Source organism: Halorhodospira neutriphila (assembly GCF_016584055.1).
In the GTDB taxonomy this organism is placed as follows: Bacteria; Pseudomonadota; Gammaproteobacteria; order Nitrococcales; family Halorhodospiraceae; genus Halorhodospira; species Halorhodospira neutriphila.
The window spans coordinates 1-21,757 of the sequence record NZ_NRSH01000003.1; the positions used below are offsets into that span (position 1 = coordinate 1).

Here is a 21,757-nt window from a genome sequence, read left to right on the forward strand (position 1 = left end):
CCCTGGCCTACCCTCGCTCACGGCAGCAGCTCCGCGACGGCCTCCGCCGCGCGCCGGTCGGCGCCGCGGGCGAGATCGGCGTGGAGCGTGCGGAAGCGCTGCGCCAGCGCCGCGCACGCCGCCGGGTCGTCCAGCCAGCCCGCCACCGCCTCGGCGAGCGGCGCCGGGGCGAGCGCCTCCTGGAGGTACTCCGGCACCAGGGCCTCGCCGGCGAGCAGGTTGGGCTGCGCGACCCAGGGGACGCGCACCAGGCGCCGGAGCGCCCAGAAGGTCAGCGGCGCCATCCGGTAGCCGACGACCATGGGGCGCTTGGCGAGCATCACCTCCAGGGTGGCGGTCCCCGAGGCGGTCAGGGCGGCGTCGGCGGCCGTCGCCGCCGTGGCGGTGTCGGCCTCGAGCAGCCGGGTCCGGGCCCCGAGCCCGTGGCGCTCGACGGCCGCCTCGATCGGCGGGCGCAGGTGCGGGGTGGCCACCGGCACGACGAGCTCGAGGCCGTGCCGTTGCTCGGCGAGCAGCGCCGCGGCGGCGAAGAAGGGCTCGGCGAGGCGCTCGACCTCGCTGCGCCGGCTGCCGGGGAGCACGGCGAGCACGGTGGCCTCGGTAGTGAGGCCGAGCCGCTGCCGGGCGGCCCCGGCGTCGGGCGCCAGGGGGAAGCGGTCGGCGGCCGGGTGGCCGACGCAGACGGCGTCGACGGCGGCCTCGGCGTAGACGGCCTGCTCGAAGGGGTAGAGGGTGAGCATGCGCGAGACCGCGCGGCGGATCCCGCGCAGCCGGCCCCGCCGCCAGGCCCAGACGGTGGGGCTGACGTAGTGGACGGTGGTCACCCCGGCGCCGCGCAGGCGCCGCTCCAGGGAGAGGTTGAAGTCGGGCAGGTCGACGCCGATGAACACCGCCGGCGGCTGCGCCCGCCAGCGCCGCGCCAGGCGCCGGCGCAGCCGCAGCAGCCGCGGCAGGTGGCGGACGATCTCGGTCAGCCCCATCAGCGAGAGGCCCTCCATGGGCTCGAGGGCCTCGAGCCCCTCGGCGGCCATGGCCGCCCCGCCGATCCCCTCGAAGGCGACGTCCGGGCGCAGGGCGCGCAGCTCGCGCATCAGCCCGGCCCCGAGGACATCGCCCGAGGGCTCACCGGCGAGGATCGCCACCCGCTGAACGGCCATTCCCCCTGCCCCGACGCCGCGCCGCCGCCCTCAGCGGACGAGCCCGCGCTGGGTGGCGTCGATGAACGCCACCAGCCGCTGGACGTCCTCGGAGTCGGCGAGCTCCTCGGCCATCCGCTCGCGCGCCTCCTCGAGGCGCAGGCCCTGGCGGTAGAGCATGCGGTAGGCGCGCTTGACGGCCTGGATGCGCTCCGCCGTGAAGCCGTGGCGGCGCAGGCCCACCGTGTTGACGCCGTGGGGGACGGCCATCTGCCCCGAGACCGTCACGAAGGGCGGGACGTCGCGGTTGATGCCGCTGCCGAAGCCGCAGAAGGCGTAGGCGCCGATCCGGCAGAACTGGTGGACGAGGGCGAAGCCGCCGAGGGTGGCGTGGTCGCCGACGTCGACGTGCCCGGCGAGCGAGGCGGAGTTGGCGAAGAGCAGGTCGTCGCCGAGCAGGCAGTCGTGGGCGACGTGGCAGTAGGCCATCAGCCAGTTGTCGCTGCCGATGCGCGTCTCGCCCCGGCCCTGGACGGTGCCCCGGTGGCAGGTGACGAACTCGCGGATGGTATTGCCGTCGCCGATGAGCAGGCGCGTCGGCTCGCCCTGGTAGCCCTTGTGCTGCGGCGCCTCGCCGAGGGCGGCGAACTGGTAGATGCGGTTGTTGCGGCCGATCCGGGTCGGGCCCTGGAGCACGGCGTGGGGTCCAACCCAGGTACCCTCGTCGATCTCGACGTCGGGGCCGATGACCGTAAAGGCCCCGACCTCGACGTCCTCGCCGAGCTTGGCTTGGGGGTCGACGACGGCTTGTGGGTGGACGCGGCTCAAACCGAGCGCACCGTGCAGCGGATCTCGCACTCGGCGGCCAGCTCGCCGTCGACGGTGCCGCGGGCGGAGAAGATCCAGATCCCGCGGGTGACGCGCTTGACCGCGACCTCGTGGCGCAGCTGGTCGCCCGGCTCCACCGGCCGCTTGAACCGGGCCTTGTCGATGCCCACGAGGTAGATCACGTCGGTGTCGCGGAGGGTGTCCTCGACGCTCTTGAAGGCGAGCATTCCGCACGCCTGGGCCAGCGACTCGAGGATCAGCACCCCCGGCATCACCGGCCGCTGCGGGAAGTGCCCGGTAAAGAAGGGCTCGTTGACGGTCACGTTCTTGATGCTGGTCAGCCGCTCGTGCGGCACCAGGGAGTGCACCCGGTCGATGAGCAGCATCGGGTAGCGGTGCGGCAGGAGATTGCGGATCCCGCCGATGTCGGTCCAGCCTTCGTCTACATTCTCACTCACTCTCCATCCTCCGTTGCGCTGTCCTCATCCTCGCCCCCTCGGCCGATTTCCCCCGCCACGGCGCGCTCCAGCGCCTGGACGCGCTGGTAGAGCGCCTCGAGCTGCTCGATCCGCGCTACGCTGCGCCGCCAGCGCCGGCCCGGCTGTACCGGCATGCCGGAGGAGTAGACCCCCGGCGCGTCGATGCTGCGCGTCACCATCGCCTGCCCGGTGAAGTGGCAGCCGCCGGCGATCTGCAGGTGGTCGGCGAAGCCGGCCTGGCCGCCGAGGGTGCACCCCGGGCCGATGGCGGTGCTCCCGGCGATCCCCACCTGGCCGGCGATGGCCGTATGGGCGCCGATCCGGCAGTTGTGCCCGATCTGCACCATGTTGTCGATCTTGGCACCGTCCTCGATGACGGTGTCGTGGAACGTCCCGCGATCGACCGCCGAGTTGGCGCCGATCTCCACCTCGTCGCCGAGGCGCACCCCGGCGAGCTGCGGGATCCGCTCCCAGCGCGCGCCGTCGCGCGCGAAGCCAAAGCCCTCCGAGCCTACCACAACACCCGGCTCGAGGCGGCACCGGGCGCCGACCCGGCAGCCGCCGGCCACGACGGCGCGCGCCTCCACCCGCGTCCCGGGACCGATCTCGGCCCCCGCGCCGATGACCGCCCCCGGCCCGATGAAGGCGCCGTCGCCGAGGGCCGCGCCGGCCTCGACCACCGCCTGCGCGGCGATGTGCACCCCCTCGCCCAGGCGGGCGTCCGGGGCCACGACGGCGGCCTCGTGGACCCCGGGCGGCGCCTCCGGCGCCGGGTGGAGCCGGGCCGCCGCCCGGGCGAAGGTCAGCTCCGGGTTGTCGCTGAGCAGCGCCGGGCCCGCCCAGTAGCCCCGGTCGGCGGGGCGCAGGACCACCGCCGCGGCCCGGCACCCCTGCAGCCGGTCCTTGAGCCGCCGGTCGCTGAGGTAGGCCAGCGCCCCCGCGCCGGCCTCGTCGAGGGCCGCGGCCCGCTCGATGACGGTCTCCGGCGGCCCGTCGTACCCGGCCCCCAGCGCCTCGGCGAGCTCGCCCAGGGCCCAAGGGACGCACCGTGCCCCGCGCAGGCCGGGGCCCGCTCCTTGCTCCGCCATGCTTGCTCCCTCCCCGCCGCTGCCGTCTAGAACTGCGCCCCCAGGGAGAACTGGAACGTCTCGGTCTGGTCCCTGGCGGTCTCATTAAGCGGCTCGGCCAGGCTGAACGTCAACGGCCCCACCGGCGACATCCAGATCAGCGACACGCCGGCGGCGACGCGCAGCTCGCCGAGATCGATGCGGTCGAGCCCCTTCGGGACGGGCTCCTCGCCGAAGCGCTCGGCGAACTCCGCGTAGTCGATCTCGGTGTCGTAGACCTGCCCGGCGTCGATGAAGGGGCCCAGGCGCACCGACTGCGCCTCCGGCGTCGGCGGGATCAGCAGCTGCGCCGAGGCCAGGACCTGGGCGTTGCCGCCCATCGGCTGGCCGCCGTCGTTGGCGTCGCGGGGGCCGAGGTAGTTGCCGCGGTAGCCGCGGACGGTGCGCACGCCGCCGGCGTAGTAGTTCTCGAAGAACGGCAGCTGCTCGGTGTCGCCGAAGCCGCCGCCGTAGGCGAGCTCGCCCTCGAGGGAGAGGCTCGTGCGCTCGCCGAGCCACGGCAGCGGCCAGTAGCGCTGGTGCCGGTAGGAGAGCTTGTAGAACTCCTGGTCTGCGCCCGGCAGCGTCCCCTCCAGCGACAGGCTCTGCCGGGCGCCGGAGGTGGGGAAGACGCCGCGGTCGCGCGTGTCCCGGCGCCAGGACAGGCGCGGCTGGAGGGTATCGAAGCGCTCGCCCTCCTCGTCGATGAACGCCTCGATCCGCGCCGGGGTGCCGCTGCGCTCGCGGATGGTCAGCTGCTCGAAGCGCAGCCGGGCGGCGAGCCGGTCCACCTCGGTGACCGGCACGCTGTACTCCACGGCGCCGTAGGCGGCGTCGAGGTCGTAGTCGGCCAGGTCGGCCTGCCGGGCCCGGGTCTCCCGGTAGCCGGCGGAGAGGGTCTGGGAGACGCCCTCGAGGGAGTGGTAGCGGTCGGTGTAGGAGACGTCGTAGACGGTGTTCACCTCGGAGTTGTTCACCGTCAGGCTGAGCCGGTCGCCGGTGCCGACGAGGTTGTCCTGGGAGATGGAGAAGTTCACCAGGAAGCCCTGGACATCGCCGTAGCCGATCCCCGCCTGGAGCTGGCCGGTCATCCGCTCCTGGACGCTGACGTTGACGTCGACCCGGTCGTCCTCGCCCGGCACCCGCGGCGTCTCGATATTGACCGTGCTGAAGAAGCCGAGGCGGTTGAGCCGCGTCCGCGAGCGCTCCAGGGCCTCGCTGGACAGCGGCGCCCCCTCGAGCTGGCGGAGCTCGCGGCGGATCACCGCGTCCTGGGTGCGCTGGTTGCCGGTGATGTTGATCTGCCGGACGTAGACCCGCTCACCGGGGGCGACCTGGTAGGTCAGCTTGACCGTCTTCGCCCGCTCGTCGACCTGCCGGCGGACGCGGACGTTGCTGAAGGCGTAGCCCTCCTCGGCGAGGCGCTCGCGGATCGCCTGGGAGCCGGCGTTGACCCGGTTGCGGGCGTAGAGCTCGCCGGGCTCGACCTCGATGAGCGCCCGCAGCTCCTCGGGGGGGACCACCAGGTCGCCGCGGACATCGACGGCGTCGACGGTGTACTGCTCGCCCTCGGCGACGTTGACGGTGATGTAGACGTCGCGGCGATCGGGGCTGATCGAGACGTTCGTCGAGGTCACCGAGAAGTTGAGGTAGCCGCGGTCGAGGTAGTAGCTGCGCAGGCTCTCGAGGTCGTTGGCGAGCCGGTCCCGGGAGTAGCGGTGGCGCGACGACCACGGCGCCCACCAGCGCCGCGAGCGCAGCTCGAAGACCCCGCGCAGCCGGCTGTCGGAGAAGACCTCGTTGCCGACGAGGTGGATCTCGCGGATCTCGGCCACGGGGCCCTCCTCGATGTCGATGCGGATGGCCACGCGGTTGCGCTCGAGCGGCGAGACCGTGCTCTCCACCGAGACGTCGTACTTGCCCTGGGCGAAGTACTGGCGGCGCAGCTCGCGCTCGATCTGCGACAGCTGCGCGCGGTTGAAGATCTGCCCCTCGGCCAGGCCGACGCCCTCGAGGGCCTGGCGCAGCTTATCGGTGCCGATCTGCTCGTTGCCCTCGAACTCGAGCCGGGCGATGGAGGGCCGCTCCTGGAGCTCGACGATCAGCGTCCCGGCCTCGCGCTGGAGCTCGATATCCCGGAAGAAGCCGGAGTCGTAGAGCTCGCGGATGGCCTCGGCGATCTCCTCGGAGCCCACCGTTTCCCCGGGCTCGATGGGGAGGTAGTTGAACACCGTCCCCTCGGCGATCCGCTCGAGGCCCTCGACCCGGATCCGCTCGACCTCGAAGCCCTGCGCCGCGGCCGGGCCGGCCGCCGCCACGGCGGCCAGCGCCGCGGCGCACGCCGCTGCCCGCCGGATCAATGCGCCCCCTTGTCCGCTGATGCTGTCGCCCGCATAGAGCAGCTCCCCTTAGTCCTTCGCGGTGGCGCCCGGTCCGGGCGCGCCGCCTCAGCCGAAGAGGCGGTGGAAGTCGTTGTAGAAGGCCAGCCCCATCAGGCCGGCCAGGATGGCGATGCCGATGCGCAGCCCGATGCTCTGCGCCCGCTCCGACAGGGGGCGGCCGCGCACCCCCTCGATGAGGAAGTAGAGCAGGTGGCCGCCGTCGAGTATGGGGATCGGCAGCAGGTTGATGAGCCCGAGGCTGATGCTGATCAGCCCGAGGAAGGTGAGGAACGGCACCAGGCCGAGGGCGGCGCTGTCGCCGGCGTACTGGCCGATGGTCACCGGCCCGCCGATGTTCTTGAGGCTCGCCTCGCCGACCACCATGCGGGCGAACATCTTGGCGGTCACCGCCGTGGTCTGCCAGGTACGCTCGAGGGCGCGGCCGAGCCCGGCCACCGGCCCGTAGCGGATCTCGTGCTGGAGGCGCTCCTGGAACCCCTCGGGGATCCGCGGCCCGACGCCGAGCATCCCCACCGCCTGGCCGCCGCGCTCCCGGCTGCCGAGGGTGGCCGTGGCCTGGCGCTGCTCGCCGCCGCGCTCGTAGGTCAGGGTCACCGACTCGCCGGGCAGCGGCTCGACGCGCTCGACGAGGGCCTGCCAGGTCTCGACCGGCTCGCCACCCACCGCGACGATCGTATCGCCGGTGCGCAGCCCCGCGGCCTCGGCCGGCGCCCCGGCGACGAGCTTGCCGATGGTCGGCGGCAGCTCGGGGGTGTAGGCGTCGAGGCCCACGGTCCCGAGGATGTCCGTGCTCTCCTGGAGGGCCGGCTCGGCGCGCAGGTCCAGCGAGGCGCGCACCGTCTCGCCGCTGGGCTCGCGCAGCAGCAGCGGCACGTCCTCGCGCTTGAAGCCGGCGTCGAGCAGGGCGATGGCGACCCGCTGCCAGGTCGGCGTGGGCTCGCCGTCGATGCGCACGAGCTCCTGGCCCCGCTCCAGCCCCGCCGCGGCGGCCGGGGTGCCCGGGGCCGGCTCGTCGATGACCGGGCGCAGCTCCGTGGCGCCGATCACGGCCACCGCCCAGTAGACGAGCACGGCGAAGAGGAAGTTGACCGCGGGGCCGGCGGCGACGATGGCGGCGCGCTGGCCGAGGGGCCGGTTGTTGAACGCCCGGTGGCGCTCCGCCGGCGCGACCTCCTCCTCGCGCTCGTCGAGCATCTGGACGTAGCCGCCGAGGGGGATGGCGGCCAGGGTGTACTCGGTGGCGTCCTCCCCCCGGCCGCGCCAGCGCAGCAGCGGCCGGCCGAAGCCGATGGAGAAGCGCCGCACCCTCACGTTGCACCAGCGGGCGACGGCGAAGTGCCCGGCCTCGTGGACGGTGACGAGGACCCCGATGGCGACGAGGAAGGCGGCAATACTCCAGACGACGCTCATGTCCTACTCACTCTGCAAAGCGGCGCACGGCCGACTCCGCCGTGCGCCGCGCCTGCGCATCGATGGCGCACACCGAGTCGAAGTCCCGGGGCGCCTCGGGCACCTCCGCGGCCAGGGCCTGCTCGATGACCGGCGCGAGGCGGTCGAAGCGCAGCCGGCCGTCGAGGAAGGCGTCCACCGCCACCTCGTTGGCCGCGTTGAGCACCGCGCACGCCCCGCCGCCGGCGCGCAGGGCCTGGTAGGCCAGGCGCAGGCACGGGAAGCGGCGCTCATCGACGGCCTCGAAGTCCAGCCGCCCGGTGGCCACCAGGTCCATCAGCCCCACGCCGGAGGCGATCCGCTCCGGATAGCCGAGGGCGTAGGCGATGGGCACGCGCATATCCGGCGAGCCGAGCTGCGCCAGGTAGGAGCCGTCCTCGTAGCCGACCAGGGCGTGCACCAGGCTCTGCCGGTGAATGACCACATCCACGCGCTGCGGTTCCAGCTCGAAGAGGTGGCACGCCTCGATGACCTCCAGGCCCTTGTTCATCATCGAGGCCGAGTCGACGGAGATCTTCCGGCCCATGGACCAGTTCGGGTGGGCGCAGGCCTCCTCCGGCGTCACCGCGGCCAGGCTCTGCGGGTCGCGGTCGCGGAACGGCCCCCCCGAGGCGGTCAGGACGATGCGCTCGACCTCCCGGCCGGCTTGCTTATGGGGCGGCAGCGCCTGGAAGACCGCGTTGTGCTCGCTGTCGACGGGGACGATCTCGGCGCCGCTGCGCCGGGCCGCGGCCATGACTGGTGCCGCCGCCGTGAGGCTGTCGATGCGGTCGAGGACCCCGCCGTGGCCCGGGAGGATCCCGCCGCTGTCCTTCACGCCGTGCTGTCGCTTGAGCATGCTCTCGAATAGGTCGCCGACCACCGAGGCGGCCACGGCCAGGACCGCCAGGGCGGCGACGGCCGGCAAGGGGGGCGCCACCGGGCGCAGGGCGGCGATCAGCCCTGCGGCCACGACCACCGCGCACCCCGCGCCGCCCAGGGCCCCCTCCCAGCTCTTGCCCGGGCTGATCCGGGGCGCCAGGCGGTGCCGGCCCCACGCCCGGCCGACGAAGTACGCCCCCGTGTCGGCCGCCCAGACCAGGGCAAACACGAAGGTGAGCCAGAAGGCGCCCCACGGCGTGCTGCCGTGGAGGTAGACCAGGGCCAGCCAGCAGGGCCAGAGCACCAGCCAGCCGACGAGCGCCCCCCACCCCGGGGCCGGAACGGGTAAGGTATCCGTGCGGGCGTAGCGCCACAACCAGGCGAGCGCCCCGAGCCACAGGGAGGCCAGGGCGTAGAGCAGCCCCGCCGGGTCGAGGGCGCTATCGAGCAGCAGCCACCCCGGCAGCAGGCTCAGCAGGAAGGCGGCGGTCAGCCCGGCGCGCAGCGCCGCCGGGCCGACCCCCAGCAGCTGCAGCCACTCCCAGCTCGCCACCCCCACGAGCCCGGCGATCACCACCGCCACAGCCGAGGTGGGCAGGGACCAGACGGCGACGAGGAGGAGCGGGCCACCTAGGGCCGCGGTGAGCACCCGCGACCTAAGCATGCCGGGTTTGCCCCCAGGCCTCCCGGCCCACCCCGCCGTAGCGGCGGTCGCGGCGGGCGAACGCCTCGAGCGCCGTCGCCAGCTCGTCGGCGCCGAATTCCGGCCACAGGGTCTCGGTGAAGTAGAGCTCGGTATACGCCAGCTGCCAGAGGAGGAAGTTGGACAGGCGCTGCTCGCCCCCGGTACGGATGAACAGGTCCGGGTCCGGCAGATCGGGGACCGACAGGGCCCCGGCCACCTGCCCCTCGTCGATGGCCTCCGGATCGATCTCCCCCCGCGCCGCGGCCCGCGCCAGGCGCCGCGCCGCCTCGGCGATCTCCCAGCGGCCGCCGTAGTTGGTGGCGAGCACCAGGGTCGTGCCGGTATTGGCGGCGGTGAGGCGCTCGGCCTCCGTCAGCCGGGCCTGCAGGGCCGGCGCCAGGCCGCTGCGGTCGCCGCTGAAGCGCAGCCGCACGCCGTTGCTGTGGAGCGCCTCGAGCTCGCGGTCGAGGGTGGTGCGGAACAGCTCCATGAGCACCCGCACCTCGCCCCGGGGGCGCCGCCAGTTCTCGCTGCTGAAGGCGAACAGGGTCAGGCCCTCGATGCCCAGGCGCCCGCAGGCCTCGACCACGCTGCGGATCGAGCGCACCCCGGCGCGGTGCCCGGCGTGGCGCGGCTCGCCGTGGCGCTGCGCCCAGCGGCCGTTGCCGTCCATGACGATGGCCACGTGCCGCGGCAGGGGCAGGCCCTCGAGCCGCGCTGCTATCTGCTCCCCAGGCGGGTCCCCCATAGGCGAGCCGCTCAGACCTCCATGAGCTCTTGCTCTTTGTCCTCGAGGACCTTGTCGACCTCGGCGACGTAGCGGTCGGTCAGCTTCTGGATCCCCTCCTGGCCGCTGCGCTCGTCGTCCTCGGTGATCTCCTTGCGCTTGGCGAGGTCCTTGAGGCTGGCGTTGGCGTCGCGCCGGACGTTGCGGATGGCGACGCGGGCCTGCTCGGACTCGCTCTTGACCAGCTTGACCATCTCCCGGCGGCGCTCCTCGGTCAGCGGCGGCAGCGGCACCCGCACCGTCTGCCCGGCGCTGACCGGGCTCAGCCCGAGGTTGGAGCTCATGATCGCCTTCTCGACGACGGGGACCATGTGCTTCTCCCACGGCGTGACGGCGAGGGTGCGCGAGTCCTCGACGCTGATGTTCGCCGCCTGCTTGAGCGGCACCTCCATGCCGTAGTACTCGACCGTCACCTGGTCGAGCAGGCTCGTGTGAGCGCGCCCCGTACGCAGCCGGGCGAGGTCGTGCTTGAGGCTCTCGACCGCCTTGGCCATGCGCTGCTCGGCGTCGTCCTGGATCTCCTCGATCACGTGTGCTCCTCCTCCGCGCTCGCTGGCCCGGGGTCGACGACGGTGCCGACGGGCTCGCCGCGGGCCGCCTCGACCATGGCGCCGGGCCGGGTAATGTCGAAGACCATGATGCGCATGCCCTGATCGCGGCAGAGGACGATGGCGGTGGCATCCATCACCTCCAGGCGCTGGCTCAGGACATCGTCGTAGGTGAGCTTCTCGTAGCGTTGGGCCGAGGGGTCGGTCACCGGGTCGGAGTTGTAGACGCCGTCGACCTTCGTGCCCTTGAGCAGCAGCTCGGCGCCGACCTCGACCGCCCGCAGGCTCGCCGCCGAGTCCGTGGTGAAGAAGGGGTTGCCGGTGCCGGCGGCGAAGATCACCACCCGCCCCTTCTCGAGGTGGCGCACCGCCCGGCGGCGGATGTAGTCCTCGCAGACCTGGTTGATCTGGATCGCCGACATGACCCGGCAGAAGACGTCGCGGCGCTCGAGGGCGTCCTGCAGGGCCAGGGCGTTCATCACCGTCGCCAGCATCCCCATGTGGTCAGCGGTGACCCGGTCCATGCCGGCCGCCGCCAGGCCGGCGCCGCGGAAGATGTTGCCGCCGCCGATGACCACCGCCACCTCGACGCCGAGGGCGTTGATCTCGGCGAGCTCGTCGGCGATGCGGTGGAGGGTCTCCGGCGCGATCCCGTAGCTATCGCCGCCCAGCAGCGCCTCGCCGCTGAGCTTGACCAAGATCCGGCGGTAGTGCGGCACCGTCATGACTCCCATCTCCCCGTGAGCGGATAAGCGCGGCGCCCGCCGGCGCGGGCGCCGCTGGTTCTAGGCCGACCCCACGGGCTCAGGAGTCGCGGACCTGGGCCATCACCTCGTCGGCGAAGCTCTCGTCCTTCTTCTCCTTGCCCTCGCCGACCTCGTAGCGGGCGAAGCGGACCACGCGCGCCCCGCGCTCCCGGAGGAGATCGCCCACGCTCTGGTCGGGGTCCTTGACGAAGGGCTGGCCGAGGAGCGTGATCTCGCTGAGGTGCTTGTTCAGCCGCCCCTCGACCATCTTCTGGATGATCTCCTCGGGCTTGCCGCTCTCCCGGGCCTGGGCGAGGAGGATCTCCTTCTCGGACTCGAGCTGGTCCGCGGGGACATCCTCCGGCGAGACGCATACCGGCGAGGAGGCCGCGATGTGCATGGCCAGATCCCGGGCGAGCTCGTCGTCGCCGCCGGCGAGCTCGACCATGACGCCGATCCGGGCCCCGTGGAGGTACTGCGCCACGCGGTTATCCCCAGCGTAACGGATGAGCCGGCGCACCTCGATGTTCTCGCCGAGCTGCGCGACCATCTCCTGGCGCGCCGTCTCGATGGGCTTGCCGTCGAGCTCGCAGGCGAGCAGGGCGTCGAGATCCTCGGCGCCGCTCTCCAGCGCCCGCTGCGCCACGCGCTCGGCGAAGGAGCGGAACTCGTCGTTGTTGGCGACGAAGTCGGTCTCGCTGTTGACCTCGACGAGCACGCCGGTGCTCGCGTCCTCGGAGCGGGCGGCGGCGATCCGCCCCTCGGCGGCCACGCGGCCGGCCTTCTTGTCGGCCTTGGCCAGCCCCTTCTTGCGCATCAGCTCGGCGGCGGCCTCGATATCGCCCTCGGCCTCCACGAGCGCATTCTTGCACTCCATCATGCCGGCGCCGGTGCGCTCGCGGAGCTGCTTGACCACATTCGCGGATACGGACATACGGTAGCTCCCCCCTTCAGGATGCGGTGTCGTTGACTTCGACGAAGTCGTCCTGGCCGGCTGCAGCAGCCTGGGTCGCCGCCTGGCGGGCCTCGATCACGGCGTCGGCGATCCCCTGGACGTAGAGCTCGATGGCGCGGATCGCGTCGTCGTTGCCGGGGATGACGTAGTCGACCTCGCGGGGCGAGCAGTTGGTGTCCACCACGCCGATGACCGGGATCCCGAGCTTCTTCGCCTCGGCGATGGCGATATCCTCGTAGCCGACGTCGACCACGAAGAGGGCGTCGGGGAGGCGCTCCATGTCCTTGATGCCGGAGAGGCTGCGGTTGAGCTTCTCCATCTCGCGGCTCAGCGACAGCGCCTCGCGCTTGGTCACCTTCTCGAAGGTGCCGTCCTCGGCCTTGGTCTCCAGGTCCTTGAGCCGGGCGATGGAGTGCTTGACCGTCCGGAAGTTGGTGAGCATGCCGCCGAGCCAGCGGTGGTCGACGTAGGGCTGCCCGCAGCGCTGGGCCTGCTCGCGGACGATCTCCTGCGCCGGGCGCTTGGTGCCGACGAACAGGATCCGGCCGCCCTTGGCCGCCAGCTGCCCGGCGAAGTTGCACGCCTCCTTGAACAGGGGCAGCGTCTTCTCGAGGTTGACGATGTGGATCTTGTTGCGCTCGCCGAAGATGTAGGGGCGCATCTTCGGATCCCAGAAGCGGGTCTGGTGCCCGAAGTGGACGCCCGCCTCGAGCATCTGCCGCATGGAAACATTAGCCATCGTGGGTAATCTCCTCAGGTTGGGTTACGCCTCCATGCACCCGCATGCAGCGACCCGCTCGCGGGCACCCGGCTGCACGTGTCGGTGCATGTGTGTGGGTTCGGCCCATGGACGCGCCATGAGCGGGCGCTTTATACCACGAACGGCCTTGCGGCTCAATTCGCGCGGCCCCTCCCGCGCCTTGCGGCGAGCCGCTCTTGCCCCCATTCTATACGGTTTATGCGTGATAGAATGTCGAGATGAGCATACCGATCAAGACGACACCCGAGGCCCTCGAGGGCATGCGCCGCGCCGGGCGCCTGGCGGCCGATGTGCTCGATATGGTCACCCCCCATATCGAGGCCGGGGTGACCACCGAGCACCTCGATACGCTCTGCCACCGCTATATCACCGAGGAGCTCGGGGCGGTCCCGGCGCCGCTGAACTACCGCGGCTTCCCCAAGGCCACCTGCATCTCCGTCAACCACGTGGTCTGCCACGGCATCCCGGGGCCGAAGCGGCTCAAGAAGGGCGATATCCTCAACATCGACATCACGGTCATCAAGGACGGCTGGCACGGCGATACCAGCCGCATGTTCATCGTCGGCGAGCCGAGCATCCGCGCCCGGCGGCTCGTCGAGACCGCCCGGGAGTGCCTCTGGCGGGGCATCGAGCAGGTCCGCCCGGGGGCGACGCTCGGCGATATCGGCCACGCGGTGCAGCGCCACGCCGAGGCGCACCACTACTCGGTGGTCCGCGAGTACTGCGGCCACGGCATCGGCGAGCAGTTCCACGAGGAGCCGCAGGTCCTCCACTACGGCGAGCCCGGCACCGGCACGCGCCTCGAGCCGGGGATGACCTTCACCATCGAGCCGATGATCAACGCCGGCCGGCCGGCCACCCGGCTGCTGCGCGATCAGTGGACGGTGGTCACCAAGGACCGCAGCCTCTCGGCGCAGTGGGAGCACACCCTGCTCGTCACCGACGGCGGCTACGAGATCCTGACCCTCGGCGCAGACGAGCGCTAGGCGGGCTCCCGCCGGAAGACGGCCATGGCGAATACGGCGGATGCCGCTGCCTCCCCCGCGCCCCCCGACGCCCTCGGCGTCGAGGCGGCGCTGGCGCGCGGCGATGAGCTGGTGCCCACCCTCCGCCGCGCCCTCCAGGAGGGGGACGCCGAGCTGATCCGGCGGTTCCGGGGCGGCTGCGCGGCGGCGGAGCTCGTCCTCGAGCGGGCGCGCCTGATGGACGCCGTGGTCGGCCGGCTCTGGCAGGGCACCGTCGGCGAGCGGGAGGGCGAGGGCTGCGGCTGCGCCCTGCTCGCCGTCGGCGGCTACGGCCGCGGCGAGCTCTACCCGGGCTCCGATATCGACGTGCTGGTGCTCGTCGCCCCGGAGCGCCGCGAGGCGGCGACCGAGCGGCTCGAGGCGTTCATCGCCGGGCTCTGGGACCTCGGCCTCGACGTCGGCCACAGCGTACGTACCGTCGAGGAGTGCATGGCCGCCGCCGTGGACGATGTCACCGTCGCCACCAACCTCATGGAGTCGCGCCTGCTCGCCGGCAGCCGGACGCTCTACGACACCGCCCGCGAGGAGAGCACGGCCCGGGGGATCTGGCCGAGCCGCGCGTTCTTCGCCGCCAAGCTCGCCGAGCAGCAGGCCCGCCACGCCAAGTACCACAACACCGCCTACAACCTCGAGCCGAACATCAAGTCGAGCCCCGGGGGGCTGCGCGACATCCAGATGATCGGCTGGGTGGCCAAGCGCCACTTCGGGGCCGAGAACCTCCACGAGCTCGTCGACGCCAGCTTCCTCACCGAGGCCGAGTACCAGACCCTCTACGCCGGGCAGTGCCTGCTCGGCGACATCCGCTTCGGCCTGCACGTGATCGCCGGCCGGCGGGAGGATCGGCTGCTCTTCGACCACCAGATCGCCCTCGCCGAGCTCTTCGGCTACACCGACGACGACCGCACCCTCGCCGTCGAGCAGCTCATGCAGCGCTACTTCCGCACGGCCATGGAGGTCTCGCGGCTCAACGAGATGCTCCTGCAGCACTTCGAGGAGGCGATCCTCTACGCCGAGGCGGACGCCGCCCCGCAGCCGATCAACAAGCGCTTCCAGGCCCGCCGCGGCTTCCTCGAGGTCACCCACCCCAAGGTCTTCAGCCGCTACCCCTTCGCCCTGCTCGAGCTCTTCCTCGTGCTCGAGCAGAACCCGCAGCTCAAGGGGGTGCGCGCCACGACGATCCGCCTGGTCCGCCAGCACCGCACGCTCATCGACGAGCGCTTCCGGCGCGACCTGCGCTGCCGGAGCCTCTTCATGGAGATCCTGCGCCAGCCCCAGGGGCTGACCCACACCCTGCGGCGGATGCACCGCTACGGCGTCCTCGGCCGCTACATCCCGGCCTTCGGGCGGATCGTCGGGCGCATGCAGCACGACCTCTTCCACGCCTACACGGTCGACTCCCACACCCTGTTCGTGGTGCGCAACCTGCGGCGCATGTCGCTGCCCGAGCACCGCCACGAGCTGCCCCTCGCCCACGACATCATGGTCCGCGTGCCGAAGCCGGAGCTGCTCCACCTCGCCGGGCTCTTCCACGATATCGCCAAGGGCCGCGGCGGCGACCACTCCGAGCTCGGCGCCGCCGACGCCCACGCCTTCTGCCTCCAGCACGGGCTCGGCGCCTACGACGCCCGGCTCGTGGCCTGGCTGGTCCGCCACCACCTGGAGTTGTCGATCACGGCGCAGCGCAAGGACCTCTCGGACCCGGCGGTGATCACCGAGTTCGCCCGCCTCGTCGGCGACCAGACCCACCTCGACTACCTCTACCTGCTGACCGTCGCCGACATCCGGGCCACCAACCCGGCGCTGTGGAACTCCTGGCGCGAGGCCCTGCTCAACGAGCTCTACGCCCTCGCCCGCCGGGCCATCCGGCGCGGGCTGAGCAACCCCATCGACAAGCAGGAGCTCATCGAGGACGCCCAGCGCGACGCCCGGCAGCTGCTCGAGGCCCAGGGCGCGCTCGACAGCGCGGCCATCGACGCGGTCTGGGGCAGACTGCCCGAGGACTACTTCCTGCGCCACCGCGGCGAGGAGATCGCCTGGCACACCGCGGCCATCGCCCACACCGACGCCGAGACGCTGCCCCTGGTGCTAACCGCTCCCCAGAGCGGCGGCGACGGCACCCGGGTCTTCCTCTACGCGGCCGACAGCCCCCACCTCTTCGCCCGCTGCGTCTCGGCCCTCGACGGGCTGGGGCTCGACATCCACGACGCGCGGATCATCACCACCAGCGCCGGCTACACCCTCGACAGCTACCTCGTCCTCGAGCGCAGCGGCCCGCCCGCCCACGACCCCCGGCGCAGCGAGGAGGTCCGCACCGTCCTGGGCCAGGCGGCCGCCGAGCGGGGGCCGCCGCCGGCGCCGCCGGCGCGCAAGGTGCCGCGCCAGCTCCAGCACTTCCAGATGGAGACGCAGATCCTCTTCACCGACGACCCGCAGAACGGCCGGACGGTGATGGAGGTGATCACCGCCGACCGGCCCGGCCTGCTCGCCCGCGTCGGGTACGCCTTCTCGCATTGCGGCATCCGGGTCAAGAACGCCAAGGTGGCGACCATGGGCGAGCGGGCCGAGGACGTCTTCTTTATCACCGACGAGCAGGGCGAGCCGCTGCGCCGGGCGGAGCATTTCGACTGCATCCGCGAGGCCCTGCGGGAGTCCCTCGACGAGGAGCAGCGAGCGGGATGAATCGCGGCCTGGCTGAGCTTCACCCCTACCCCTTCGAGCGCATGGCCCGGCTCAAGACGGCGGGGCGGCCGTGCACCGGGGCGAGCGAGATCGACCTGGGGATCGGCGAGCCGCAGGAGCCCGTCCCCGAGCCCGTCGCCAACGCCCTGCGCGAGCACCTGCCGCTCATCGGGCGCTACCCGAGCACCCGGGGCACCGAGCGGCTGCGCACGGCCATCGCCGAGTGGCTGACCCGGCGCTTCGCGCTGCCGAGCGGCGTCGTCCACCCGGGGCACCACGTGCTGCCCGTGGCCGGGACGCGAGAGGCGCTGTTCGCCATCGCGCAGACCGTCGTCGGCCGCGGCCGGCCGTATATCGCCATGCCGAACCCCTTCTACCAGATCTACGAGGGGGCCGCCCTGCTCAGCGGCGCCCGGCCGCTGCACCTGCCGGTGGACCCGCAGCGCGGGCTGCCGGCGCTCGAGCGGATCGCCCCCGAGACCTGGAGCGACATCCAGCTGCTCTACCTCAACAGCCCGGCCAACCCCACCGGCGCCGTCGCCGATGCCGCCTACTACGCCCAGCTGCTCGAGCTCAGCGAGCGCTACGGCTTCATCATCGCCGCCGACGAGTGCTACTCCGAGCTCTACACCGACGAGGCCGCCCCGCCGGACAGCCTCCTGCACGCCTGCCACGCGGCCGGCTACCCCGACTTCAAGCGCTGCCTGGTCTTCCAGAGCCTGTCCAAGCGCTCGAGCGTGCCGGGGCTGCGCTCCGGCTTCGTCGCCGGCGACCCCGGCCTGATCCACGCCTTCTCGCGCTACCGGACCTACCAGGGCTGCGCCCAGCCGCTGCCCCACCAGGAGGCGGCCGCCGCGGCCTGGGCCGACGAGGCCCACGTCCAGCAGACCCGGCGGCGCTACGCCGAGCGCCTGCGCCGCATGGCCGCGATCCTCGACGGCGTCCTCGAGGACGTGCGCGTACCGGCGGCCACCTTCTACCTCTGGCCGCGCACCCCCATCGACGACGCCGACTTCGCCCGGCAGCTCTGGGAGGCGGAGAACGTCACCGTGCTGCCCGGCAGCTTCCTCTCCCGCGCCCAGGCCGACGGCCACGACCCCGGCGCCGGTCGGGTGCGCATCGCCGCGGTCCCGGACCTCGAGACGTGCGAGGAGGCCGCGCAGCGGATCAAGCGCTTCGTCGAGGGCCGGCTGTGCTGAGCCGGGCGCCGCTGCGGCGCCAGCGGCCCCCGGCGCTCCCCTCATCCCCCTGACAACGCCCAAGGAGGCCCTATGCCCGAGGATATCCGCACTACCATCGAGGAGGCCTTCGAGCGCCGCGGCGAGATCACCCCGAGCGGGGCGCCGCCGCAGGTGCGCGAGGCCGTGGAGGCCGCCCTGGAGCGGCTCGACAGCGGCCAGGCGCGGGTCGCCGAGCCGGCCCCGGAGGGCTGGCAGGTCAACGAGTGGCTCAAGAAGGCCGTCCTGCTCTCCTTCCGGCTCAACGACAACCGCCTCATGCGCGGCGGCGTCACCAACTTCTTCGACAAGGTGCCGATGAAGTTCGCCGACTGGGGCGAGGAGGCCCTGCGCGAGTCCGGCGTGCGGGTGGTGCCGCCGGCGGCCGCCCGGCGCGGCAGCTACATCGCCCCCGGCGCCGTGCTCATGCCCTCCTACGTCAACATCGGCGCCTACGTCGACGAGGGCACCATGGTGGACACCTGGGCGACCGTCGGCTCCTGCGCCCAGATCGGCAAGGGCGTCCACCTCTCCGGCGGCGTGGGCATCGGCGGGGTGCTCGAGCCGCTGCAGGCCAACCCGACCATCGTCGAGGACGAGTGCTTCATCGGCGCCCGCTCGGAGATCGTCGAGGGGGTGCGCGTCGGCCGCGGCGCGGTCCTCTCCATGGGGGTCTACATCGGCCAGAGCACCAAGATCTACGACCGCACCACCGGCGAGGTCCTCTACGGCCGCGTCCCCGAGGGGGCCGTCGTGGTCCCGGGCAGCCTGCCGGCGAGCGACGGTAGCCACAGCCTCTACTGCGCGGTGATCATCAAGTACGCCGACGAGCGGACCCGGGCCAAGGTCGGCATCAACGAGCTGCTCCGGCCATGAGCGAGACCCTCGAGCTCGCCCAGGCGCTGATCCACCGCCCCTCGGTCACGCCGGCGGACGCCGGCTGCCAGCACCTCATCGCCGAGCGCCTCGAGGCCGTCGGCTTCACGGCGGAGTGGCTGCCCTTCGGCGAGGTCACCAACCTCTGGGCGCACCGCGGGCACGGCCGGCCGCTGCTGTGCTTCCTCGGCCACACCGACGTCGTCCCCACGGGGCCCGAGTCGGCCTGGGCCCACCCGCCCTTCCAGCCGGTGGTCGCCGACGGCCAGCTCTACGGGCGCGGCGCCGCCGACATGAAGGGCAGCGTCGCCGCCTTCACCGTCGCCGCCGAGCGCTTCGCCGCCGACCACCCCGAGCACCGCGGCGCCATCGCCGTGCTGCTGACCAGCGACGAGGAGGGCCCGGCCCGGGACGGCACCCGGCGCGTCGTCGAGGCCCTCGGCGAGCGCGGCGAGGCCATCGACTACTGCCTCGTCGGCGAGCCGACCAGCCGCGAGCGCCTCGGCGACGCCCTGCGGGTCGGCCGCCGCGGCTCCCTCTCCGGGCGGCTGACCATCCACGGCGAGCAGGGCCACGTGGCCTACCCCCAGCGCGCCGTCAACCCCATCCACCGCTTCGCCCCGGCGCTGGCCGAGCTCGCCGAGACTGAGTGGGACGCCGGCGACGACTACTTCCCGCCGACGAGCCTGCAGTTCTCCAATATCCAGGCGGGCACGGGGGCGGATAACGTCATCCCCGGGGCGCTCGAGGCGGTCTTCAACCTGCGCTACTCCCCGGCGGTGGACGCCGAGCAGCTGCAGGCGCGCATCGAGGCGATCCTCGACCGCCACGGCCTGGAGCGCACCCTCGAGTGGCGCCACTCGGGCGAGCCGTTCGGCACCTACGGCGGGGCCCTGGTCGAGGCCGTCGAGGCGGCGGTGGCCGCCCGCACGGGGGCGGCGCCCGCACGCTCCACGGCGGGGGGGACCTCCGACGGGCGCTTCGTCGCCCCCACCGGGGCGCAGGTCGTCGAGCTCGGGCCCCTGAACGCCACCATCCACAAGGCCAACGAGCACGTGGCCGTGGCGGACCTGGAGGCGCTCGAGGCGATCTACTACGACATCCTCCGCCGCCTGCTCCTGGCGTAGGGGGGCTTGGGCCCCCTAGCCGCCGAGGCCGAGGACGTCGCGCATGTCGTAGAGGCCCGGCGGCTGGGCGGCGGCCCAGTGCGCGGCGCGCACCGCCCCGGCGGCGAAGGTCCCCCGGCTCGAGGCCTTGTGGGTGAGCTCGACCCGCTCGCCGTCGCCGGCGAAGAGCACGGTGTGCTCGCCGACGATATCGCCGGCGCGGATCGTCTCGAAGCCGATGGTCTCGCGGTCGCGCTCGCCGGTCCGGCCCTCGCGGCCGTAGACGGCGCACTCGGCCAAGTCCCGCCCGAGGGTATCGGCCACCGCCTCGCCGAGGCGCAGCGCCGTCCCCGAGGGGGCGTCGACCTTGTGCCGGTGGTGGGCCTCGATGACCTCCACGTCGCTGTGCGCCCCGATGGCCCGGGCCGCCTGCTCGACGAGGGCGGTCAGCAGGGTCACGCCCGTGGAGTAGTTGGCGGCGTGGACCACCGCCGTGCGCTCGGCGAGCCCGGCCACCGCGCTGCGCTGCGCCTCGCCGAGCCCGGTGGTGCCGAGCACCAGCGGCCGCCCGGCGGCGGCGCAGGCGGCGGCGACCGCCTCCGTGGCCTCGGGCAGGCTGAAGTCGATGACCACGTCGCCGGCCGCGGCGGCCGCGGCGGGGTCGTCGCCGACGGTGACGCCGAGCCGGCCGCGGCCGGCGAGCTCCCCGGCGTCCCGGCCGACGGCCTCGCCGCCGGCGCGGTCCACGGCCGCGGCCAGGTGCGCCGCCGCGTCGTGCTCGACGGCGTCGACGAGCATCCGGCCCATGCGCCCCGCGGCGCCGACAATCGCGATCGCCGTGCTCACGTCCGCCACTCCTCGATGAACTGCTTGACCTTATCCAGCCAGGAGGAGGTCTGGGGGTGGTGCTTGCCGCCGGTGTCCTCGAGCGTGGCCTGGAACTCCTCGAGCAGCTCCTTCTGCCGCTTGGTCAGGTTCACCGGCGTCTCGACGTGGATCCGGCAGAGCAGGTCGCCCTGGCGGTTGCCGCGCACCGGCTTGACCCCCTTGCCGCGCAGCCGGAAGACCTGGTTCGGCTGCGTCCCCGGCGGGATGCGCAGGTTCACCCGGCCCTCGAGGGTCGGCACCTCCGCCTCGCCGCCGAGGGCGGCGGTGACGACGTCCACCGGGACCTCGCAGTGCAGGTCGGCGCCGTCGCGCTCGAAGAACTCGTGCTCGCGCACGGCGACCTGGACGTAGAGGTCCCCCGGCGGCCCGCCGCGCTCGCCCGGCTCGCCCTCGCCGGCGAGGCGGATGCGGTCGCCGGTGTCGACGCCGGCGGGGATGCGCACGTTGAGGGTCTTGCGGTCCTCGACCCGGCCGCGGCCGCGGCAGCGCGGGCAGGGATCGGTGACGATGGTCCCCTCGCCGCCGCAGCGCGGGCAGGTCTGCTGGATGGAGAAGAAGCCCTGCTGGACGCGCACATCGCCGTGGCCCTTGCACGTCGGGCAGGTCTGGGGCTTGGCGCCGGCCTTCGAGCCGGAGCCGTGGCAGGCCTCGCACTCGACGTGGGTCGGGACCTGGATCTGCTTCTCGGTGCCGCGCACCGCCTCCTCGAGGCTGAGCTCGAGGGTGTAGCGCAGGTCCGCGCCGCGGAAGGCCCGGGAGCGGCCGCCGCCGCGCCCGCCGCCGCCGAAGATGTCGCCGAAGACGTCGGAGAAGATATCCGAGAAGTCCGGGCCGCCGGGGCCGCCGAAGCCGCCGGGCCCGCGGGCGCCGGCGCCGCCGGCCGCGGACTGGTCGACGCCGGCGTGGCCGAACTGGTCGTAGGCGGCGCGCTTCTGGGCATCCGAGAGGACCTCGTAGGCCTCCTTGATCTCCTTGAAGCGCTCGGCGGCCTCGTCGTCCCCCGGGTTGCGGTCCGGGTGGTAGCGCTGGGCCATGCGCCGGTAGGCCTTCTTGATCTCGTCGTCCGAAGCGTTCTTGGAGACCCCTAACGCCTCGTAGTAGTCGCGTTTCGCCATAGGCTGCTCCGCGTGTCCGTGCCCGGGAACGAGCAAGGCGCAGGAGGGGATCCCGCCCTGCGCCTCCGCTCGGCTTCGCTCGCCCGGCCCCTGCGGAGCCGGGCCCGTG

The 21,757-nt window shown here is 73.0% G+C and carries 19 protein-coding genes; 5 read left to right on the plus strand and 14 right to left on the minus strand.

The window, feature by feature from the left end; all coding sequences use genetic code 11:
- Positions 1–17: 17 nt before the first annotated feature.
- From lpxB to rpsB, 12 genes are all read right to left on the minus strand, one after another.
- Positions 18–1,157 carry a lipid-A-disaccharide synthase gene (gene lpxB, locus CKO13_RS00535; RefSeq protein WP_200255742.1) on the minus strand — a complete coding sequence of 380 codons (1,140 nt, stop codon included), beginning with the start codon at positions 1,155–1,157 and terminating at the stop codon, positions 18–20.
- A gap of 30 nt (positions 1,158–1,187) precedes the next feature.
- Positions 1,188–1,964: an acyl-ACP--UDP-N-acetylglucosamine O-acyltransferase gene (gene lpxA / locus CKO13_RS00540; RefSeq protein WP_200255743.1), complete on the minus strand. Its 777-nt coding sequence runs from the start codon at positions 1,962–1,964 to the stop codon at positions 1,188–1,190.
- Entirely contained in the window at positions 1,961–2,422 is a 462-nt protein-coding gene (gene fabZ, locus CKO13_RS00545) for a 3-hydroxyacyl-ACP dehydratase FabZ (protein WP_200255744.1), read from the minus strand. Before fabZ ends, lpxA begins: the two co-directional genes overlap by 4 nt.
- Complete coding sequence (gene lpxD / locus CKO13_RS00550; RefSeq protein WP_200255745.1) at positions 2,419–3,531, minus strand: UDP-3-O-(3-hydroxymyristoyl)glucosamine N-acyltransferase; 1,113 nt, start codon at positions 3,529–3,531, stop codon at positions 2,419–2,421. The genes fabZ and lpxD overlap by 4 nt, the downstream gene beginning before the upstream one ends.
- A 26-nt stretch (positions 3,532–3,557) precedes the next feature.
- Complete coding sequence (gene bamA, locus CKO13_RS00555; RefSeq protein ID WP_200255747.1) at positions 3,558–5,909, minus strand: outer membrane protein assembly factor BamA; 2,352 nt, start codon at positions 5,907–5,909, stop codon at positions 3,558–3,560.
- Between the two features lie 87 nt (positions 5,910–5,996).
- Positions 5,997–7,361: an RIP metalloprotease RseP gene (gene rseP / locus CKO13_RS00560; RefSeq protein WP_200255749.1), complete on the minus strand. Its 1,365-nt coding sequence runs from the start codon at positions 7,359–7,361 to the stop codon at positions 5,997–5,999.
- Positions 7,362–7,368: 7 nt separating this feature from the next.
- Positions 7,369–8,925 (minus strand): 1-deoxy-D-xylulose-5-phosphate reductoisomerase, encoded by a 1,557-nt coding sequence (gene dxr, locus CKO13_RS12550; RefSeq protein WP_242467815.1) that lies wholly within the window; start codon positions 8,923–8,925, stop codon positions 7,369–7,371.
- Positions 8,918–9,694: a polyprenyl diphosphate synthase gene (gene uppS / locus CKO13_RS00575; protein ID WP_200255751.1), complete on the minus strand. Its 777-nt coding sequence runs from the start codon at positions 9,692–9,694 to the stop codon at positions 8,918–8,920. Before uppS ends, dxr begins: the two co-directional genes overlap by 8 nt.
- A gap of 11 nt (positions 9,695–9,705) precedes the next feature.
- On the minus strand, positions 9,706–10,263 hold the full coding sequence (frr, locus tag CKO13_RS00580) for a ribosome recycling factor (protein ID WP_200255760.1): 558 nt from the start codon (positions 10,261–10,263) through the stop codon (positions 9,706–9,708).
- The gene (pyrH, locus tag CKO13_RS00585) at positions 10,260–11,006 is read right to left on the minus strand and encodes a UMP kinase (protein ID WP_200255762.1); all 747 of its coding nucleotides are present in this window, start codon (positions 11,004–11,006) and stop codon (positions 10,260–10,262) included. The genes frr and pyrH overlap by 4 nt, the downstream gene beginning before the upstream one ends.
- A gap of 79 nt (positions 11,007–11,085) precedes the next feature.
- Positions 11,086–11,961 (minus strand): translation elongation factor Ts, encoded by an 876-nt coding sequence (gene tsf / locus CKO13_RS00590; protein WP_200255763.1) that lies wholly within the window; start codon positions 11,959–11,961, stop codon positions 11,086–11,088.
- Between the two features lie 16 nt (positions 11,962–11,977).
- Entirely contained in the window at positions 11,978–12,721 is a 744-nt protein-coding gene (rpsB, locus tag CKO13_RS00595; protein WP_200255765.1) for a 30S ribosomal protein S2, read from the minus strand.
- 239 nt (positions 12,722–12,960) lie between these two features.
- On the opposite strand from rpsB, the gene map reads away from it, so the two are divergent.
- From map to dapE, 5 genes are all read left to right on the plus strand, one after another.
- The gene (gene map / locus CKO13_RS00600) at positions 12,961–13,728 is read left to right on the plus strand and encodes a type I methionyl aminopeptidase (protein WP_200255767.1); all 768 of its coding nucleotides are present in this window, start codon (positions 12,961–12,963) and stop codon (positions 13,726–13,728) included.
- Between the two features lie 24 nt (positions 13,729–13,752).
- Positions 13,753–16,446: a [protein-PII] uridylyltransferase gene (gene glnD / locus CKO13_RS00605; protein ID WP_200255769.1), complete on the plus strand. Its 2,694-nt coding sequence runs from the start codon at positions 13,753–13,755 to the stop codon at positions 16,444–16,446.
- Positions 16,443–17,645 carry a succinyldiaminopimelate transaminase gene (dapC, locus tag CKO13_RS00610; RefSeq protein ID WP_200255771.1) on the plus strand — a complete coding sequence of 401 codons (1,203 nt, stop codon included), beginning with the start codon at positions 16,443–16,445 and terminating at the stop codon, positions 17,643–17,645. Before glnD ends, dapC begins: the two co-directional genes overlap by 4 nt.
- A 72-nt stretch (positions 17,646–17,717) precedes the next feature.
- Positions 17,718–18,539 (plus strand): 2,3,4,5-tetrahydropyridine-2,6-dicarboxylate N-succinyltransferase, encoded by an 822-nt coding sequence (dapD, locus tag CKO13_RS00615; RefSeq protein ID WP_200255773.1) that lies wholly within the window; start codon positions 17,718–17,720, stop codon positions 18,537–18,539.
- Positions 18,536–19,666 carry a succinyl-diaminopimelate desuccinylase gene (gene dapE / locus CKO13_RS00620; RefSeq protein WP_200255780.1) on the plus strand — a complete coding sequence of 377 codons (1,131 nt, stop codon included), beginning with the start codon at positions 18,536–18,538 and terminating at the stop codon, positions 19,664–19,666. The genes dapD and dapE overlap by 4 nt, the downstream gene beginning before the upstream one ends.
- A gap of 15 nt (positions 19,667–19,681) precedes the next feature.
- Here dapE and dapB read toward each other — a convergent pair whose 3' ends face one another.
- Together dapB and dnaJ are read right to left on the minus strand one after the other, a co-directional pair.
- Entirely contained in the window at positions 19,682–20,491 is an 810-nt protein-coding gene (dapB, locus tag CKO13_RS00625; protein ID WP_200255787.1) for a 4-hydroxy-tetrahydrodipicolinate reductase, read from the minus strand.
- On the minus strand, positions 20,488–21,648 hold the full coding sequence (gene dnaJ, locus CKO13_RS00630; RefSeq protein WP_200255788.1) for a molecular chaperone DnaJ: 1,161 nt from the start codon (positions 21,646–21,648) through the stop codon (positions 20,488–20,490). The genes dapB and dnaJ overlap by 4 nt, the downstream gene beginning before the upstream one ends.
- Between the last annotated feature and the right edge of the window lie 109 nt (positions 21,649–21,757).